Consider the following 17,729-nt stretch of genomic DNA (forward strand, 5'->3'; position numbering starts at 1 on the left):
TTAATTGCGCTAGAAAACCCATGTTGCAGATGCGTAAAGCATGTATTAGGCACATACAAATAACTAAAAAGAATGCGCCAATGACGATATCGATCGCTTATATTTGAATTTAAGGAGTCAGTATGCCGGTTTATGTTCAGCAAGGTCAGATACCTGCTAAACGCCATATCGCTTTTGAAAAAGAATCAGGCGAGCTTTACCGTGAGGAGCTTTTTTCAACTCATGGTTTTTCAAATATTTACTCCAATAAGTATCACCACAACATGCCAACCAAAGCCTTGGCTGTTGCGCCTTATGCATTAGATCACGGTGAAGCTTGGCAAGATTCGTTAATCCAAAACTACAAATTAGATTCGCGCCAAGCAGATTGTGACGGTAACTTCTTTAGTGCCCGTAACAAAATTTTTTATAACGCTGACGTGGCGATGTATACCGCTAAGGTAACCCAAGATACTCACGAGTTTTACCGCAATGCTTACGCTGACGAAATTGTATTTGTGCACAATGGCGAAGGCACACTCCTAAGTGAATACGGCGAGTTAGCCGTTAAACAATGGGACTATTTAGTCATTCCTCGTGGTACCACCTATCAGCTTAAATTTAATGATTTAACGAATGTCCGTTTGTTTGTCATTGAAGCTTACTCGATGGTTGAAGTACCGAAGCATTTTAGAAATGAATACGGCCAAATGCTTGAGTCTGCTCCTTATTGTGAGCGAGATATTCGCACTCCACTACTCAAAGATGCCATAGTTGAACAAGGCGAATTCCCATTAGTCAGTAAGTTTGGTGATAAATACCAAGTCACCACTTTAGAGTGGCACCCATTTGATTTAGTGGGCTGGGATGGCTGTGTCTACCCTTGGGCATTCAACATCACCGAATATGCACCTAAGGTTGGTAAAATTCATTTACCGCCGTCTGATCACATCGTTTTTACTGCTAATAACTTTGTCGTATGTAACTTTGTACCACGCCTGTATGACTTTCATCCGCAATCGATTCCTGCACCTTATTACCACAACAACATCGATAGCGACGAAGTGTTGTATTACGTCGACGGTGACTTTATGAGCCGCACAGGCATTGAAGCGGGTTATATGACTTTACATCAAAAAGGTGTCCCCCACGGACCGCAACCAGGTAAAACCGAAGCCTCCATAGGTAAAACTGAGACTTATGAGTACGCCGTTATGGTCGACACTTTTGCACCACTGAATTTAACCGCCCATGTAAAAAACTGCATGAGCGACGATTACAACCGTTCTTGGATTGAATCATAAACACTGATTCACCTTTACATAATCAAACGTCACCAAAGAGTGGCGCTAAAAGCAAAATAAATTAAGGAAAACACAATGGCGAGCGAAACAAACCCACTTGGTCTTTTAGGCATTGAATTTACAGAATTTGCCAGCCCTGACACTGATTTTATGCATCAAGTGTTTATTGACTTTGGTTTTTCTATGCTTAAAAAAGCAAAAGCGAACGATATTGTTTACTACAAGCAAAATGATATTAACTTTTTACTGAACAAGTCTAAGCAAGGTTTCTCGGCGGACTTTGCTAAGTCACATGGCCCTGCTATTTGTTCTATGGGTTGGCGCGTTGAAGATGCTGAATTTGCTTTTAACGAAGCTGTTGCACGTGGTGCAAAACCAGCTGACGATGCAGCTAAAGATATGGCTTACCCTGCTATTTACGGTATTGGCGACAGCTTAATTTACTTTATTGATGTGTTTGGTGAAGCGCAAAACATATACAAAAATGATTTTGAAGATTTAGCCGAGCCAATGATTGTTGAAGAAAAAGGCTTCATGGAAGTCGACCACTTAACCAACAATGTTTATAAAGGCACCATGGAAAAATGGGCAAACTTTTATAAAGACATTTTTGCTTTCACTGAAGTTCGTTACTTTGACATCAGCGGCGCACAAACGGCATTGGTGTCTTATGCTTTGCGTTCACCAGACGGTAGCTTCTGTATTCCAATCAACGAAGGTAAAGGCAACAACAATAACCAGATTGATGAATACTTAGGTGAGTACAATGGCCCTGGTGTGCAGCATTTAGCATTCAGAAGCCGTGATATTGTTGGCTCACTTGATGCGATGGAAGGCACTGCGATTAAAACGCTAGATATTATTCCAGAGTATTACGACACGATTTTTGATAAGTTGCCACAAGTGACTGAAGATCGTGATCGCATTAAACATCACCAAATTTTAGTTGATGGCGATGATGAAGGTTATTTACTGCAAATCTTCACCAAAAACTTATTTGGCCCTATCTTCATTGAGATCATTCAACGTAAGAACAATCTAGGCTTTGGTGAAGGTAACTTTAAAGCTTTGTTTGAATCTATCGAGCGAGATCAAATGAAACGTGGTGTGCTTTAACCTATTTGTCATGCGAATTAAGGCTTAATCCTCTCCCCGAATTACGCCCTTAAGCGCATGTTAAGGCTAAAGCAAAAGCCCGCTGTTATTAACAGCGGGCTTTTTACATTAAAGGGGTCAGGAAATATTTATCAAAGATTAACTGATGTGCAAAGGAGGTGACTAAAGTTTTCATCGACACAAGCGGCTGGCTTTTACCAAATTAAAACGGCACTTCACATTCAATATTCATCAATTGTTTGGTAACTGGATGGGTAAAGCTTAAATAGCTAGCATGCAATAGTAACCTTGACGCAAGAGCATGTGACTCACTATTGCAATATAAATCACACCCTAAAATGGGATGGCGTATATATTGGCTATGAATTCTTAATTGATGAGTACGCCCTGTTATTGGAGTGAACTTCACTTTTGTGATTGGTATTTGTTGAGTGCTAGCGCTATCTACTATTGTCAGCATAGTTCGCTCAAGTACTTCAAACTCAGATTTCGCTTGTTTGCCAGAATCAGGGCAAATCTTCATGTAAGGAAAGTTTTCAGTATCTTTCGCAATTGCGGCATTAATCTCTCCATATTGAGCAAGCGCACTCGATACGTGACCATGCAAGGTTGCATGGTATGTTTTATCAATGGTTTTATCTTGAAACTGTTTCGTCAGTAGTCCATTGATGGATTTATTTAATGCCACCAGCATAATGCCAGATGTACCAAAATCTAACCTATGCACTAAGGTTGCACTTGGAAAGTCTTGCACAAGCCGATAATGAACCGAGTCTTTATTCAATGGGTTCTTGCCAGATAAACTCAATAAACCACTGGGCTTATTGATTAGCAGTAAATGTTCGTCTTGATACAGAATTGAGATTTGCTCAGCGCAAGGTGGGGCAATAAATTCAGTCATGGTTACCTAAACCGTCAATCAAGGTTGCATAGTAATAAAAAGGTGGCCAATAGGCCACCTTTTGTACTTAACTTGCATTAAGCCAACCGTGAAATTACAACATAAAACCCACTCTTAGTGAGAGTCAGCTAACTTAAATCGAATCAACTCACTAAAAAGCAGTTGATTGACTGTCAGTAGCACCTTGGTTATCAGTTACCGTTAGCTGCACACTATTCGCTGTTCCTGCACGCCTTAAAACCAAGCGACGATTAACCATATGGCCATCATTAAATAGCCACTGCTGAGATGTGATATAGCCATCCTCGTCGGTACTAAATGAAATGAACAGATCAACGAACCAAAGGTCGATATGACGAATATTCGCAACTGGTGGAATATTCTCGATAAGATCTACCACCTCGACAACTTGGCTTTTGCTGCTAAGTAACCCTTGAGAATCTGTCACTGTCAACGTGATGGTATACGTGCCATTACTGCTGTACTCATAACCAGCCACATTACCTGAAGATGTCGCTCCATCCCCCCATGACCATTCATGCGTTAGTTGCTCATCATTATCGTCAGTTGATGTAGAAACAACATTGACAACACCACCTTGCAGAGCCCAAGTAAAATCAGCTATTGGCGCTTGATTGCTGGGTAAAAACTGTAACTCAACAATCATAGGATCATGATCCGAAGAGCGATATGCATCAGCTTGATAATAATCACTTAGTTGCGCTTGTGATTTGTTCTCTTCATTGTAATCAATCACAACTGGTTCATCGGCATTTATATGCCACTCTGACACATTTAGTACATGTTCAATCAATGCACTATTTGCTAATGCATGATCTAATTGCCCTGCTTTACCATTATATAGATACGAATAAGCGTTTGATTGGCCAGTGTGTTCAAACAACTCAATATAACCAGCTTGCTTCAATGCCGTAATAGGATCTTCTTTAGCGTAAGCATTTAAATCGCCTATCACTAATGCCTTTAACTCTTCACCATTGTCCGTAAACTCTTGTGCTAACCAAATAGCTAAACCTTGAGCGGCACGAGTACGAGTTACATTGCAATTGCCTTGAGCGTCATTCATATCTGGATCGCCAATACTACTGCAGCTGCCCCCTTTAGATTTTAAATGATTCACCGCAACCACAAACGCTTCGCCAGATGCATCATCAACAAATACTTGCGCTAACATTGGGCGGTTTTTGCTACTATCAAAAAATACAGCGCCACTTTCATCTAATGGAGAATTAGCACTTGAAAGGATTTTCGCCTCACCAACAGGGCTTACCTTATCCGCTTGATACAACAGCCCTACTGCAATTTGATCAGTACCAATAATAGAGTTAGTTGCGCTAATGAATTGATATTTTGCTTCCCCCACTGCAGCATTAAGCTCAGCGACTAAGGTAGAGATAGCTGAGTTTGCGCCAAAGCCATCATTTTCAATTTCCATTAAGCCAACAATATCTGCATCAATATTTAATAACGCACTGACAATTTTAGCTTGCTGACGCTCAAACTCACTGACGCTATCAGCGCCACGGCTGGTTGGAAATCCTTGGCCTGCGCCATCACCGTTAAAATAATTCAATACGTTATAACTGGCTATCGTGACATCAGCCGCCAAAGAGCGCACAGGCGATACTGTACGAGGGTTGGTCGACACGACATTGACCATTTCGGTCGGCATCACTCGGTATTCATTAAAACCATAATGAAGTACACCCGTTAAGCTCGATACAGAATCACCTGCACGCAGTGTATTTGTTGCGGATAATTGCGGTGCAGGATAAGGGACAACATCAGGGTTTGAAGCCGTTATTCCATCGTCAAGTATCACCCGGTCATATTGGTAGCTAGCTTCTAGTGCAAGCGCATCAGCGCCAGGACTCATTATTTGTGTCCCAATAAAATGCCTGCTGCTACCTAATTGAGCTTCACCATATTTACCTAAATTACTGACTGAATTAACCACTAAGGTCTGCTCAAAACTCACTCGCATACCTTCGTACGGTTCCAGTCCCACACCTTCTAATGTGGGTAATGTCACCATTGCTGGCGTCGGTAAATTTTGTTGGGTTTGACAAATTGTCCATGCTGAGACATCCGCGAGCTCAGTTAGGTTATTATACTCTTTCACTTCTGCCTGAAGGCGGACACGGTCACCTGCATTCACCGCAATCGATGCATTTTCGGTATAAACAAATATGCCTTCTGACGTCATCGGATCGGCATCAGATTCAGCATCTGCCATTTGTAAGTAAAAGCCTTTTAAACCAGCTTGCATATCAGCCGTAACAATTGCCTCAACAACGACAGTCTCACCCAGTAGTGGGCTAATATCGGTTGCACCTTGAATCGCATGAATAGCTGTTGCTGTCTCGCCGCAAATTAACTCCACGGGATCAGTTGGGTCTGTTGGGTCTGTTGGGTCTGTTGGGTCTGTAACTGAGCCATTAAAGCTCCCTAAATCTGAAAAGTCATTTTGAGCAAAACCGAACCAATTGGCTAACGTCACCTCGTCGTCTACAACAACATCAGCCACTACGCCATCATGATCACGTCTTAACGTATTGTCTTTAGTTGATAACTCACCTTCTCCCCATTGCGAACCGGGATCAACCCCAACTTGACCAAGCGAGTCAATAATCTCTGATTGATTAAGTAAAACAATGGCATCATCGCCATTGAAAAAACTACTCGTTGACGTTTGCTGTGCCTTGTCTAGTATTTCGCTGCTAGCATCATTATCAGCAAGAACAAACGTCGCCCCAGCTTGCACTTGGCCGACTAAGTCGATACTTGTGCCACTGGTTGTATTTCCATTAAAGTAAAACTGTAACTGATAACCCGTTAAATCAATGTCGCTTTCTGTCGGGTTATAAAGCTCAATTGCTTTATTGTTACTGCTACCTTCAATATATTCAGAAATAATAAGATCATCTGCAAAGGATGCTGAAGATATCGCCGTACAAGATAATAGCCCCAGCGATAATGCGACTTGGCTTGGCTTAATGTACTGCTTAATGTATTGCTTAACGTTATTTGGTTTAGCATTTAAAAACATGTCGAGACCCCTAGATTTTTTCTTTCGTTATGTATTCGCCTTTTTGGCGTTTTGGTAAATCTAAAAACCAATCGACTATAATGAGCATCGGTTGCAAAAATGTTAAATTCAGATTTCAATTATCTGAATTAATTAAAAATAACACTTTCGACTTATAAAACTTGATAGGTAGTTTGCCAGTCTTATAAACCTGCTCTAGGTTAAATGCCAGACACAAAAAAAACCGCTCATAGAGCGGTTTTTTTAGCTTGATGTACGCCTAACAACTAGAATATAACACGACATTTAAGCGTTAAAGTTTTCGGTTAAAATTCTGACAGCGTCTTTTTAATTTCTTTTAAGAAGTCTGCGCCAAGTTTTGGATCTCTTAATCCGTACTCAACAAACGCCTTCATATAGCCCAACTTATCACCACAATCATGGGATTTACCCGACATATTAAAGGCTTCAACCGTGTCTGACTCAATCAACATATCAATAGCATCTGTTAATTGAATTTCATCGCCTGCACCTGGTGGTGTTTTAGCCAGTAAATCCCAAATTTTTTCAGAAAGTACGTAACGACCTACAACAGCTAAGTTAGATGGCGCTTCTTCTACTTTCGGTTTTTCAACCATTTTAACGATCGGAGATGACTGGCCCGGTAAAATTGCTTCGCCATTACAATCAGCAATACCGTATTTGTTAACTTCTTTCTCATCAACTGGCGCTACCATAATCTGACTAGCCGTTGTTTCGTTATAGCGACTGATCATCGTAGACAAGTTTTCAGTACGTTGATCAGCACTGTAACCATCAAGAATCACATCAGGAAGCACAACGGCAAATGGGTTTTCGCCAATACACGGTTTCGCACATAAAATCGCATGGCCTAGTCCCTTAGCTTCACCTTGACGAACATGCATAATCGTCACGTTTTTAGGGCAAATAGATTGAACTTCGTGTAATAATTGACGCTTAACACGCTTCTCTAACGTAGACTCAAGCTCGTAAGATTTATCAAAGTGGTTCTCGATAGCGTTTTTACTTGCATGTGTCACTAAAACAATTTCAGTGACACCAGCGCTAACACATCCATCAACAATGTATTGAATCAATGGTTTATCGACAATAGGTAGCATTTCTTTTGGGATCGCTTTGGTAGCGGGCAACATACGTGTTCCAAGCCCTGCGACTGGTATTACAACTTTCATATCAATGTCCTTGTTAAAGATTAAGATTTTTGTCGATGAGATTTTTTGTCTGATGGCAGATAACGAACTTGCCAACACAACGTAATAATGGTGAGAAATAGCAATGTATTTGCAGGTGACTGTAAGTTAAAGTCGACCGAAATATGAATCAGCATAAACACGATGGCCATTGCACAACCAAAGGCGATTCCCTTATATAGTTTATTGTTTCTTAGATACATAGTTCGGCACGCTAACCACAGTGCATACAATACCCAAAGCCCTAAAAAACCCGTGACAATGACACCATACTCGATTGAGAACTGAATATACTCATTATGAGCATGGTCATAAAAACCACTGTAAAACTGGGGCTGATAAGCCGGAAAAACCGTATAAAAGCTCCCCCCACCTGTGCCTGTTAAAAGGTGTTCTTTAATGATAGGTAAACTGTCTATAACAACTTGGTCTCGAGTCTCAGAAGCAAAGCTTGTATCTTGAATTCGTTGTTTAACTTTATCGACACCAAACATCGAACCTATGATAATTAAATCAAGGATAAAGATACTCATCACTAAAGGTTTAAAGAACCTAGGCTGGCGTTTATAAATAAAAATCGCGATTAATGACGTCAAACCTAAGGCAGTAAAAAAACCTGCATTACCCATTCTAGAGCGGCTTAGCACTAAGCCTATCACCATGATGACTATGGATAAGCGCAATATTAACTTGCGGCTAAATAAAGTGGATAAGACAGAAACAACAAACTCTCTAACATCAAATTTAGCACTTGATGTTTTTAACTCAGACACTAACCAACCAAATGCTATACAAAGGCACAGACCAAGATAATTAGCGAAATGATTTTGATATACAAATGATCCTCTTGCTTGTGAGCCATCATTAAAACCAAATACCGGTGAAGCATCTAAGTTTACCAAGCTTAAACCTGTACCATAAGTTGCCTGAAAACATCCTGAAATAACAATAGCAATCAACAATAACTTGAGTGTTTTTGGGGTTTGAAAATACTCCGATAACAGCACAATATAAATGACAAAACAGCACGTTTTTATCAGTTGTTGAATTGATTGATAACTGTCAACTGTTGATATACTAGGTATCCATCCCACAATTTGAAGGCATTGATAGGCAACAAAAAACCCAACAGGTAATAGCAGTTTTTTTTTGCCACTTAAACGTCAGAAATAATCGATCATGCTTAACACAGTTAAGTAAGTGGATTAACCCTAATATGACAATAAATATTTCAAGTAAGGACAGTGCCCAAATACGATTACTACCTAGAGGAATGGGTGCCCAGATCACTAGAGCGCAAAGGCACCAAGTCATCAGCATCGAAAAGAAAGTGGTTTTAGCCATTATTAATGCACTTCTTTAATCAGGTTTTCAGAACAAAGCGCACGATTTAGCCAATCAATATTTTCTTCTGATAAAGGTTTTTGTTGATAACGAAAAAAAGAACAAAGTGTGTTCTGTCTGTTATATTTTATTGATAAGTATTCTAATTTTTTGCGTAAACGCCAATTTGAATTAACCGCTAAAAGTGATAAATCAAAAATACGACTCTTTTGCGTTGCAGATAGATTTGACCAATAAGCCAGTCCAATCGCCAAGGCTTGTTCAATATTTTCAGTAATATAAGGTCCGTATTCAAAACTTTGCTCACTGTATTGCCAAGCTTTTGGAAAATCATGCTGAATAAAAGCTAAGTTGTAGGCGTAATCAGCATAAGCATTTGGCCAGGTAGGACGGTTCTCTATTGCGCGCATGTATAAATGATTGAACAACTCATTATTTGCAACGGAGTAACCTTCAAACACTCCCCACTCCATCACTTTGGCAAATGTTAGCAAATAATGAGGGTTGGCAGGTTCAATATTAGCGGCAAACTCAGCAGCAAGATAAGCATTGGAATATTGTTCTTGATTAATGGGCTCATTTTGCCATTTATCAACATAAAACGATGACTTAAAATGATATGCACTCGCCAATATTTTTTGCCCTAAAAGCGGCAATGAAACCAGCATTGATATAATTAAAATGCAATATATGCCATTTCTGATAGTTAGATTAAATTTCATCATGATTTTTAAAATAATGACTCAGAAATGGCTCTAGGATTATCAAGCACCAATGCATCAGCGCGATGTTGACCTACGAGTTTTTCAGCGACTTGATATGCCTGTTTTAATTTAGGCGGACGACGGTTTATCGAATGAGAGTCAGAAGCAATAATAGTATAAAGATTTTGTTCTAAAAATAACTGACTTAATTGCAGCGGCTTTTCTCCCATATCACCAAGAAGTGAAGATGCAGTTAATTGAAATAAACACCCCAACCTTTGAAACATTTGAATTCGTTCAGGGTGAGTTTGAAGTTCCCTATTTCTTTCAGGATGAGCAATCATAGGAATAATATTGCGAGCAACTAACCAGCGAACTAATTTATCAGCACCAGGCGGTATATGACTACTTGGAAGCTCTAACAATAACACGTCTTTATCTTGGTATTTTCCGAGAAAAGGAATTTGACTGTTTTCAATAAATGGGATTATTTCTGGGCAAATTCTCACTTCTGCAGCTGTATTAAGGGCAAGGTTTAACTGGCTAAACCGAGTGTCATTCACCAACAATTCGTATGCGGCATTGATGGACGCCAACGTATTGTCGAAAATTCCCAAATGGATATGTGGCGTAGCAACAACATGGGTTATACCTTGCTCTGCTGCAAGCTGTAGCAGAGCAATCGATTCATCTAGTGACTTAGCCCCATCATCAATACCAGGCAAAATGTGACAATGCAGATCTATCATGATGCTTTTTCGTTATCTTGTTTAATAGCATAGTCTTGGCCATATGCTTGATAATAACCATAATCACCGTTGTAATGCTTCGCTTCTTTAGTATTAAACTGATTAAGCACAACACCAACCACTTTTCCACGTGCTTGATTGATTTTCGCTAAGGTCATTTTTATAGCATCAATCCGTGTATTAGCAGATTTTACAACGACAACTACCGCATCACATTTCGAAGATATAACCAATGCGTCACTGACGGCATGCACAGGTGGTGTATCGATGATGATTTTTGTATAAGACTTTTTCAGCTCAGCTAATAGATCAGCAAACGTTTCAGAAGATAAAAGTTCTTGTGGATTTAGCGGAATAGCACCAGCTGGCATGATGTCTACATTTGGCTTAATATTGCTAATAATACAATTTTCAACTGTGTCCGTTTTAGCCAGTAAATTAGCCAAGCCCGGTTGATATGTTGGTAAACCAAATCGCACACCCAAACTTGATTTACGTAAATCCGCATCTATAAGCAGAACCTTCTCCATCGTCGAATAAGCAAATGCTAAATTCATTGAGACATTTGTCTTGCCTTCGTTGGGCACAGAAGAAGTGACTTCAATGGTATTTAAATCACCACCAATGCTCATCAAAGAGATAGAAGTTCTAATTGTACGTACAGCTTCTGAATGTAACGGGAGGTTTTTGTCATAGAATGCAAAATTAATATCTTCGAAAGAGGCTTTTTTATTTGCTTTCGGAATGTAACCTAATGCACGTTGAGCCAATAGCTTTTCTACATCTTCATTACTCTTTACCGTGTCATTTAAGGCCTCAAGTAAAAGCACCACAACGCCACCAAAAACTAAACTTGCAAAGAAGGTTAATAAAACCAGCACTTTCTTCTTAGGTTTAACCGGTAATAACGGGACAACAGCTCTATCGGTAAACCTTGCAATCGGCGAGTCAAAATCCCCTGTCACTTCGGTTTCTTTTTGACGAGCAAGAAAGCTTTCAAACAATTGCTGATTTGTATCAATTTCACGGACCAAACGGCGATAGTCAGTATCAATACTACTCAAGTTTTGATAAGAGCCTTTTGAATCATTGAACTGTGCTTGCAGATCTTGTAGCTTTTGCGCGGCAGTTTTTGCTTCATCCTCAATACCTTGAACAAGGCGTGTAATTTGTCGATGTAGGTTTTTCTCAACGGTAGCGAGTTCTGCATAAGCTGCAATCATTTTAGGGTGTTTAGGGCCGTAAACTTGTTCTAATTCAGACACTTTTCTTTCGACTAAAACAACTTCCCGTTTCACATTTTGAATTGATTGATGTGACGTCACTTCTGGCAAGCTTTCGAGCCTACTGATGTCAGTTGCACCATATCGTTGTACCACAGACATGAAACTATCAGCTTGGGCTTTTCGTGACCGTGCTAACGTTATTTCGTCACGCAGGCTTTCGAGTTCTTTAGCATCTAGTGCAGTAACACCTTCAACGTCAATAAGTCCATTATTGATTTTAAACTCTTCAAGGCGATTTTCAGATTCATCAAGCTTAAGCCTCAACTCTTCTAAACGACCACCTAACCAGACGTTCGCTTTATGAGTCATGCCAGATTTAGCTTCGAGTTGACTTAATATATAGGTATCACCAATGGCATTCGAAACCAGTGCAGCAAGATTAGCATCAGGGCTTTCGTAACTGATTTTAACTAATTGCGTATTTCTGACAGGTGAAACTGAAATATTCTTTGAAAAGCCTTCTATCAAACGTTGTTTTACCGCATTTTCATCGACATTAAACTCCCCAGCTTGTTCTTTGGGGACAAACTTTAAATTCGATTTTAGCTGAGAAAGTAAACTAGGCGGTTGATTAAAAGTAGGATGATTAATTAAATCTAAATCATTAAAAACTCTTTCTGCAATAGTGCGAGATTTTATTATTTCAAATTGGGTTAAATAATACTCTTGTTGACCAGAGTTTATACCATACACTTCGTCAATTTTAATCGCTTTCGCTTGCTCTGATTCTATTAATAACGTTGAAGTCGCACTGAAAATCGGTGTCATACTTAATAGAAAAAACGAAACTAATACAGATACCAAAACTGAGAACGTCAGTATTCGCCATTTATATCGAAAAAGTGGCTTAAACATTTTCTTAAAATCAACAATCTGATCCATAGGTTGCTGAAGAAAAGAAGTTGCTTGATTATCGTTTTGAATCATTAAAAGAATCTCTGTTCAATTGTAATAGTATCGCCAGCATTTATTTTGCTGTTAATTGACCCTTTTTCTGAGTCGATTTTACTGTTTTCTCGAGATATGAATATTTTATCTCTCGATGCTCTTTCCGTTAATCCACCAGCTAGCGCAATAGCTTGGTTAATTGTCATTCCAGGATTGTAAGGATAACCACCAGGTTTATTAACTTCACCATGAATATAAAATGGGCGATACTCAATCATGCCAACATATACATTTGGTTTAACGAAATAGTCGCCTTTAAGGCCGTTGTAAACTAAGTGTTCAACTTCTTTAATCGTTAACCCTTTGACATTTAAAGAACCTAAAAAAGGGTAATTAATTTTACCGCTATTTGTTATTTGTGTTTCTAACGTTAATGCTTCTTCACCGTAAACTTGAATAATAATGGTATCGCCAGATCCTAAACGATAACTTTCATTGGCATAAACATTTCCAGTTATGGCAAATAAAAAAATAGCAAGTGAACAAATTATAGTTTTCAACGACCTCTCCTTTACATTGTCATTTCAGCACGGATGAAATAAACATTGCGATCATAATCGAATCTATCTTCAGTTGAAGAATTTTGATTAAAGTCGACTCCTGGTTTTATCAATAACCAACGAGTAACTGCGTACTCTAATGCAACTCTTACTGAGCTAGTGTCATCTTCTCGAGCAACCCCTGTGTATTCTTCATTTGTGAATGTATACGCAACTGTACTTGCTAAAAAGTCAGACCATTCATGTTTCCATTTTACCCCATAGTTGGTTTCTTTAACGTAGTCACCAAAGCTATTAGGATCTTTACTATCACGGCCTGTTGTGAAATCAAATTGGCTGTATGTTAATGGTTTCCACGTTAATTTCGCATCCCATGCAATACCACTAAAATCTTCTCTGTCACTATTATCAAACGATTTATTTTGATAACCAACCTTAACGTGACCTTCTGTCGTTGATGTGGCTTCCCAGCTCATACCAAGTTTGGCATTTTGAGTTTGACTATCGCGATCCCCAGTAGGGTCAAGTTCATCATAACTCGTGTCGATGTTCTTCAATTCAAGGAAAAAGCTACTTGATGATTGAGTATCATAAAAAAATGTCGCCCCTAAAATGACATCATTATAATTACGGTACTGTGTCACTGACTTAAAGTTGGTATATTGTTTCTCAAAATACTTAGCGTTAAGTTGAACTCGTGCTGGCGTCCCACGAGCACCATATTCGTAGTACCCCCCTACCGAATACAATTCATATGTATTAGGCTCATCTTGTACACCACCAGCACCAGCAAAAATCCCCGTACCTCGATCGTCATGACCATTAATATACATAGCATTAAGGTTAAATTTATTAGATTGATTTATCTCAACATCGCCATTAGCTTTTAATAAGAAATCAAGATAATTATCATCTGAACTATCAAAGTATTCAGCATACTCTAGACCCGCTTCTACTGAATAAGCATTATTACCATCAAGTAATTCGGCTTTAACAGCAGGCGTAACAGTTAGTATCCAACTGTCTTGTTTATTATCATTTGAACTAGCAATGTTATCATCGTATTTCAGAGCCGTATTTAAACCTGGTGTGATATCAACGCCAGATTCCGTTCTAATAACACTCGCATTTTCATTCGCAGAAAAAGCAGAATGACTCATAAAACTTGTAACAACCAATGCTAATGCTTTTACTTTAAACTTAGGATTCATTTCCTTTGACCTTAATAATTAATCATTAATTAAATAAACTGTTAGTAAGCGTTTTTTCCAACAAAACCTTTAAAAATAGTCATAAATACAATTTTGAAGTCCCACATTAAGGACCAATTTCGTATGTATGCTAAATCGAACTCAACTCTTTTTTCCATCTTATCTAGGGTATCTGTTTCACCACGCCAACCATTGATTTGAGCCCATCCTGTAATACCTGGCACGACTTTATGGCGGAGCATATAATACGAAACAAGGCTTCTATATTCTTCATTGTGGGCTACAGCATGAGGACGAGGACCAACAACTGACATATCACCAAATAACACATTAAAAAACTGAGGTAATTCATCCAAAGATGTTCTTCTTAAAAACCTGCCAACACTGGTGATACGAGCATCGCCTTTTGTTGCTTGCGTGACCACTGATGCGTTTTCCACCACAGTCATGGAACGAAACTTCCATACTTTAATCTTGCGACCATCTAAGCCGTATCTGTCTTGTTTAAATATCACAGCCCCTTTCGAATTCAGCATAATAGCGATGCTAATCGCGATTAATAATGGAGAAAGCGCAATAATAGCAACGGCACTGAAAATAATGTCAAACGTACGTTTATAAAAATGTTTCATTCCATTTAGCGGCGACTCAAATACACTAATAGTATCGATTGAGCCCACACTGCCAATCCTTGCTTGCATCAAGTTTTTAAGCATGAAGTCAGGGATAATGAAAACGTCCACTGTGGTATCACCGGTTTTTTTGATGATTTCGGCAATTCTTTTTTCAGCCACCATAGGTAAGCAAATATACAACTTTTGAATGCGACCAGCTTTTGCTAGATCAATCGCTTTATCGATATTTCCTTCTAACAAATTAATTGGCAGACCAGTCATTCTATCCGGCTGTCTGTCATCGTAAAAACCTGCAAAACGAAAACCTAATTCAAAGTGCTGCTCGATTTCATCGTAAAGTTGATGCCCACTTTTTGTTAAGCCAATGATGGCAATATCTTGATTGTTCCGACCACTTTTACGTCTGTTACTTTTAATAACTTTCGTAACGACTCGCCAACTGATTAATAAAATAAATGCAGAGAAAAACCAACCAACAATAACAACCCTAGAAAATGAATCACCAAGTTTAAAAATAAAAAGAATTGCCGATAAGCACATAAAAGTAAGCGACACAATACAGCTTAATAACAAAATCATTTTCGAGAACTTACCTACTCGCCAAGAGCGATATAATTGCATTGACTCTGACAAGTAAGCGTAAATTAATAGTGTACTTATGATTAAAGTAAAATAGTCTTGCGAAAATTCAATACCATATGATAATGCAGCTATAACAAATGTTGTAATAATTATAAATATATCTACCAAACGATATAGAAAACTATATCCATCAGTTTCTAATGAGAAAGAGTTATTAGCTAACATTATAAAAACCTTAATGTTGATTTAGTTGATTACGACTAAATGAGGTATTCGAACTTAAAAATAAAAATATAATGAAAGTAAGCCAAATAAAGCCAACTCCCATAAATGCACCACTTTCAGAAAATCCAAAACACAAAATAGTGACAATTCCTGAAGCGGAAAGCACTCTATTTGCTGATGCATAATGACTAAATGGAAACTTGAATATGTTAGTTAAAACAAGCGATAGAAAGGCAAATAAACCGACAAATCCTATCCCTAGAAAAACATCTAAAAACGAATTATGTGCAGACTTTGCTTCCCAACCAAAATCCAGTGAAAACTGATGCATAATCTCTGGTCTTGAAAATAGGCCTAGGCCATGACCAAATAAAGGTTTATCCATACCGACATAAAACAGTATTTCCCACAACTCCGTTCTGCCAGTTAACGTAGGGTCTTTACCTAAAGCATAGGTAATTTGCTCAAAGTACACTGAAAAAGTGAACGTACTAACAAACACAATGACGAGAAATAAATAGTAAAGAATGACTCTGACTTTAGGGTTGGACAAACTTAGAATAAATGTAAAAAAGACAAAACAAATCAATCCTAAACCAAATAAAACTAAAGATGTTGTAGATTGTGACTTTGCAACACCGATAAAGCTTAAAAAATAAATAAATGCATATAATTTATTATTACTCGCATTTTTTGAAATTATATAATACAAACAAAATAGTGAGGTTAATACGCAAAAGAAGCCAAATACATTTTTATGTAAAAAAAGCCCTCTTAACGCCCCTGCATGATTTGCTGCCATGATGCCATATTGTGGAAGAAGCAAAGCATAAATAAAGCTGCAGATTAATACAAAAAAAACAAAAACGGAGAAATTATGTACCATCGCATTTATACCAAATCGTGCACGGTAAAAACATAACGGCAAAATCACCACAACAAAAGACAATAAATATCTTACCGAAAGCCCTTTGTAATGCGACAGCACAATAGATAAGACTATAGCTAGACCAAGCAGCATTAATGAAACTGAGTTAAAACGCAGAGCCTGCAAACATTTAGGGTAAATATAAACATATACAATGATTAGCCCCAAAATTAACGCCTGAGCAAGTTTTTGAGGTAGATAACTTGCTGATCCCAATTGAGACTCAACATTTGGATAACCAATGCCGATTCCTGAAGTTCTAAAAAATACCAGGAAAAGCATCGTACTAAGCAAAATGTATTCTAATCTATCCCTAGTTAATCCCAAGATATTGCCTCAAATGTGTAATCCGAATATGAATAGTTAAATCGTTCACCTAAGCGCCATGAAGTAGGTTTATAGATACCTAATTTAATAAATGGGCCTTTGTTGTCATTAAACGTATTCGGCCCCTTCAAAGAAGCAATTTGCTCACCATTAATGTTAACTGTTAGCCATGCTGAATCGGATATTGATAATATTCCTTTTAATTCGAACTCATAGATTTTGTCAGGTTCAATGTCGTAATCAGCAAAAAATAACCGAGAAGAAATAGTATTTCCAGAGTTTGAACAATGACCAGAATCAGTTATTGATAGCTGACTTTTATCCCAACGATTAAACATACGTAATTGACCGTTTAACACTTCTAATGCCATGACAGGGCAACGCCAGTCTTCACCCATTTTTTTATCTGGAAATGAATGTATTTGGAAAATACTGTGCCACTGACTATCTGTTTTATTTACGCTGCTCGTTGAGAAACTGAATGAAAGACTAAAAGGTTTATCTAGCACTAAATCTGCCTGATTAGTTATTTCACAACGTTTCTTACTTCTTTCTCGGTAACCTAAAGACGAGTAAAAATTATCGGTATTTATTTGATGCTCGCTTGAACTGCATTCGCGTCCCCACTCGTTAAAACTCTGCGATGTTTGCGATTGTGCAGCGCTCATTAAAGTCATTAACAGGCAGCAAGCGAAAAATAGGGCTAGGT

14 protein-coding genes are annotated in these 17,729 nt (G+C 38.4%); 2 read left to right on the top strand and 12 right to left on the bottom strand.

Going from position 1 to position 17,729, the window contains the following annotated elements; genetic code table 11:
- Window positions 1–122 precede the first annotated feature (122 nt).
- Both SJ2017_RS12055 and hppD read left to right on the top strand, forming a co-directional pair.
- On the top strand, window positions 123–1,283 hold the full coding sequence (locus tag SJ2017_RS12055) for a homogentisate 1,2-dioxygenase (protein WP_055023299.1): 1,161 nt from the start codon (window positions 123–125) through the stop codon (window positions 1,281–1,283).
- Between the two features lie 75 nt (window positions 1,284–1,358).
- Window positions 1,359–2,399, top strand: a complete 1,041-nt coding sequence (hppD, locus tag SJ2017_RS12060; protein ID WP_055023300.1) for a 4-hydroxyphenylpyruvate dioxygenase — start codon at window positions 1,359–1,361, stop codon at window positions 2,397–2,399.
- Window positions 2,400–2,601: 202 nt separating this feature from the next.
- On the opposite strand, the gene SJ2017_RS12065 is transcribed toward hppD, so the two are convergent.
- From SJ2017_RS12065 to SJ2017_RS12120, 12 genes are all read right to left on the bottom strand, one after another.
- On the bottom strand, window positions 2,602–3,300 hold the full coding sequence (locus SJ2017_RS12065; RefSeq protein WP_055023301.1) for an RluA family pseudouridine synthase: 699 nt from the start codon (window positions 3,298–3,300) through the stop codon (window positions 2,602–2,604).
- Between the two features lie 151 nt (window positions 3,301–3,451).
- Window positions 3,452–6,370, bottom strand: coding sequence for an ExeM/NucH family extracellular endonuclease (locus tag SJ2017_RS12070; RefSeq protein ID WP_080915920.1), 2,919 nt, complete (start codon window positions 6,368–6,370; stop codon window positions 3,452–3,454).
- Window positions 6,371–6,675: 305 nt separating this feature from the next.
- Window positions 6,676–7,563: a UTP--glucose-1-phosphate uridylyltransferase GalU gene (galU, locus tag SJ2017_RS12075; RefSeq protein ID WP_080915921.1), complete on the bottom strand. Its 888-nt coding sequence runs from the start codon at window positions 7,561–7,563 to the stop codon at window positions 6,676–6,678.
- A gap of 20 nt (window positions 7,564–7,583) precedes the next feature.
- Window positions 7,584–8,483: an O-antigen ligase family protein gene (locus SJ2017_RS12080; protein WP_156003255.1), complete on the bottom strand. Its 900-nt coding sequence runs from the start codon at window positions 8,481–8,483 to the stop codon at window positions 7,584–7,586.
- Between the two features lie 444 nt (window positions 8,484–8,927).
- Complete coding sequence (locus SJ2017_RS12085) at window positions 8,928–9,593, bottom strand: hypothetical protein (RefSeq protein WP_080915923.1); 666 nt, start codon at window positions 9,591–9,593, stop codon at window positions 8,928–8,930.
- Between the two features lie 62 nt (window positions 9,594–9,655).
- Window positions 9,656–10,378 carry a tyrosine-protein phosphatase gene (locus tag SJ2017_RS12090; protein WP_080915924.1) on the bottom strand — a complete coding sequence of 241 codons (723 nt, stop codon included), beginning with the start codon at window positions 10,376–10,378 and terminating at the stop codon, window positions 9,656–9,658.
- Entirely contained in the window at window positions 10,375–12,591 is a 2,217-nt protein-coding gene (locus SJ2017_RS12095; RefSeq protein WP_080915925.1) for a GumC family protein, read from the bottom strand. Before SJ2017_RS12095 ends, SJ2017_RS12090 begins: the two co-directional genes overlap by 4 nt.
- Window positions 12,591–13,112 (bottom strand): polysaccharide biosynthesis/export family protein, encoded by a 522-nt coding sequence (locus SJ2017_RS12100; protein WP_080915926.1) that lies wholly within the window; start codon window positions 13,110–13,112, stop codon window positions 12,591–12,593. The genes SJ2017_RS12095 and SJ2017_RS12100 overlap by 1 nt, the downstream gene beginning before the upstream one ends.
- Before the next feature lie 11 nt (window positions 13,113–13,123).
- Entirely contained in the window at window positions 13,124–14,323 is a 1,200-nt protein-coding gene (locus tag SJ2017_RS12105) for an outer membrane beta-barrel protein (protein ID WP_055023308.1), read from the bottom strand.
- 41 nt (window positions 14,324–14,364) lie between these two features.
- Window positions 14,365–15,765, bottom strand: a complete 1,401-nt coding sequence (locus tag SJ2017_RS12110) for an undecaprenyl-phosphate glucose phosphotransferase (RefSeq protein WP_080915927.1) — start codon at window positions 15,763–15,765, stop codon at window positions 14,365–14,367.
- A gap of 10 nt (window positions 15,766–15,775) precedes the next feature.
- On the bottom strand, window positions 15,776–16,987 hold the full coding sequence (locus SJ2017_RS12115) for an O-antigen ligase family protein (RefSeq protein WP_167692918.1): 1,212 nt from the start codon (window positions 16,985–16,987) through the stop codon (window positions 15,776–15,778).
- A 23-nt stretch (window positions 16,988–17,010) separates the two neighbouring features.
- Complete coding sequence (locus tag SJ2017_RS12120) at window positions 17,011–17,697, bottom strand: heparin lyase I family protein (protein WP_167692919.1); 687 nt, start codon at window positions 17,695–17,697, stop codon at window positions 17,011–17,013.
- Between the last annotated feature and the right edge of the window lie 32 nt (window positions 17,698–17,729).

It is taken from the genome of Shewanella japonica, assembly GCF_002075795.1.
GTDB lineage: Bacteria > Pseudomonadota > Gammaproteobacteria > Enterobacterales > Shewanellaceae > Shewanella > Shewanella japonica.

What these genes read in the sequence shown, in the direction of transcription:
- SJ2017_RS12095 (WP_080915925.1), bottom strand. Translation starts at nt 12,591, where the DNA reads ATGATTCAAAACGATAATCAAGCAACTTCTTTTCTTCAGCAACCTATG.
- SJ2017_RS12120 (WP_167692919.1), bottom strand. Translation starts at nt 17,697, where the DNA reads ATGACTTTAATGAGCGCTGCACAATCGCAAACATCGCAGAGTTTTAAC.
- SJ2017_RS12065 (WP_055023301.1), bottom strand. Translation starts at nt 3,300, where the DNA reads ATGACTGAATTTATTGCCCCACCTTGCGCTGAGCAAATCTCAATTCTG.
- SJ2017_RS12090 (WP_080915924.1), bottom strand. Translation starts at nt 10,378, where the DNA reads ATGATAGATCTGCATTGTCACATTTTGCCTGGTATTGATGATGGGGCT.
- SJ2017_RS12055 (WP_055023299.1), top strand. Translation starts at nt 123, where the DNA reads ATGCCGGTTTATGTTCAGCAAGGTCAGATACCTGCTAAACGCCATATC.
- SJ2017_RS12085 (WP_080915923.1), bottom strand. Translation starts at nt 9,593, where the DNA reads ATGCTGGTTTCATTGCCGCTTTTAGGGCAAAAAATATTGGCGAGTGCA.
- SJ2017_RS12105 (WP_055023308.1), bottom strand. Translation starts at nt 14,323, where the DNA reads ATGAATCCTAAGTTTAAAGTAAAAGCATTAGCATTGGTTGTTACAAGT.
- galU (WP_080915921.1), bottom strand. Translation starts at nt 7,563, where the DNA reads ATGAAAGTTGTAATACCAGTCGCAGGGCTTGGAACACGTATGTTGCCC.
- SJ2017_RS12110 (WP_080915927.1), bottom strand. Translation starts at nt 15,765, where the DNA reads ATGTTAGCTAATAACTCTTTCTCATTAGAAACTGATGGATATAGTTTT.
- hppD (WP_055023300.1), top strand. Translation starts at nt 1,359, where the DNA reads ATGGCGAGCGAAACAAACCCACTTGGTCTTTTAGGCATTGAATTTACA.
- SJ2017_RS12070 (WP_080915920.1), bottom strand. Translation starts at nt 6,370, where the DNA reads ATGTTTTTAAATGCTAAACCAAATAACGTTAAGCAATACATTAAGCAG.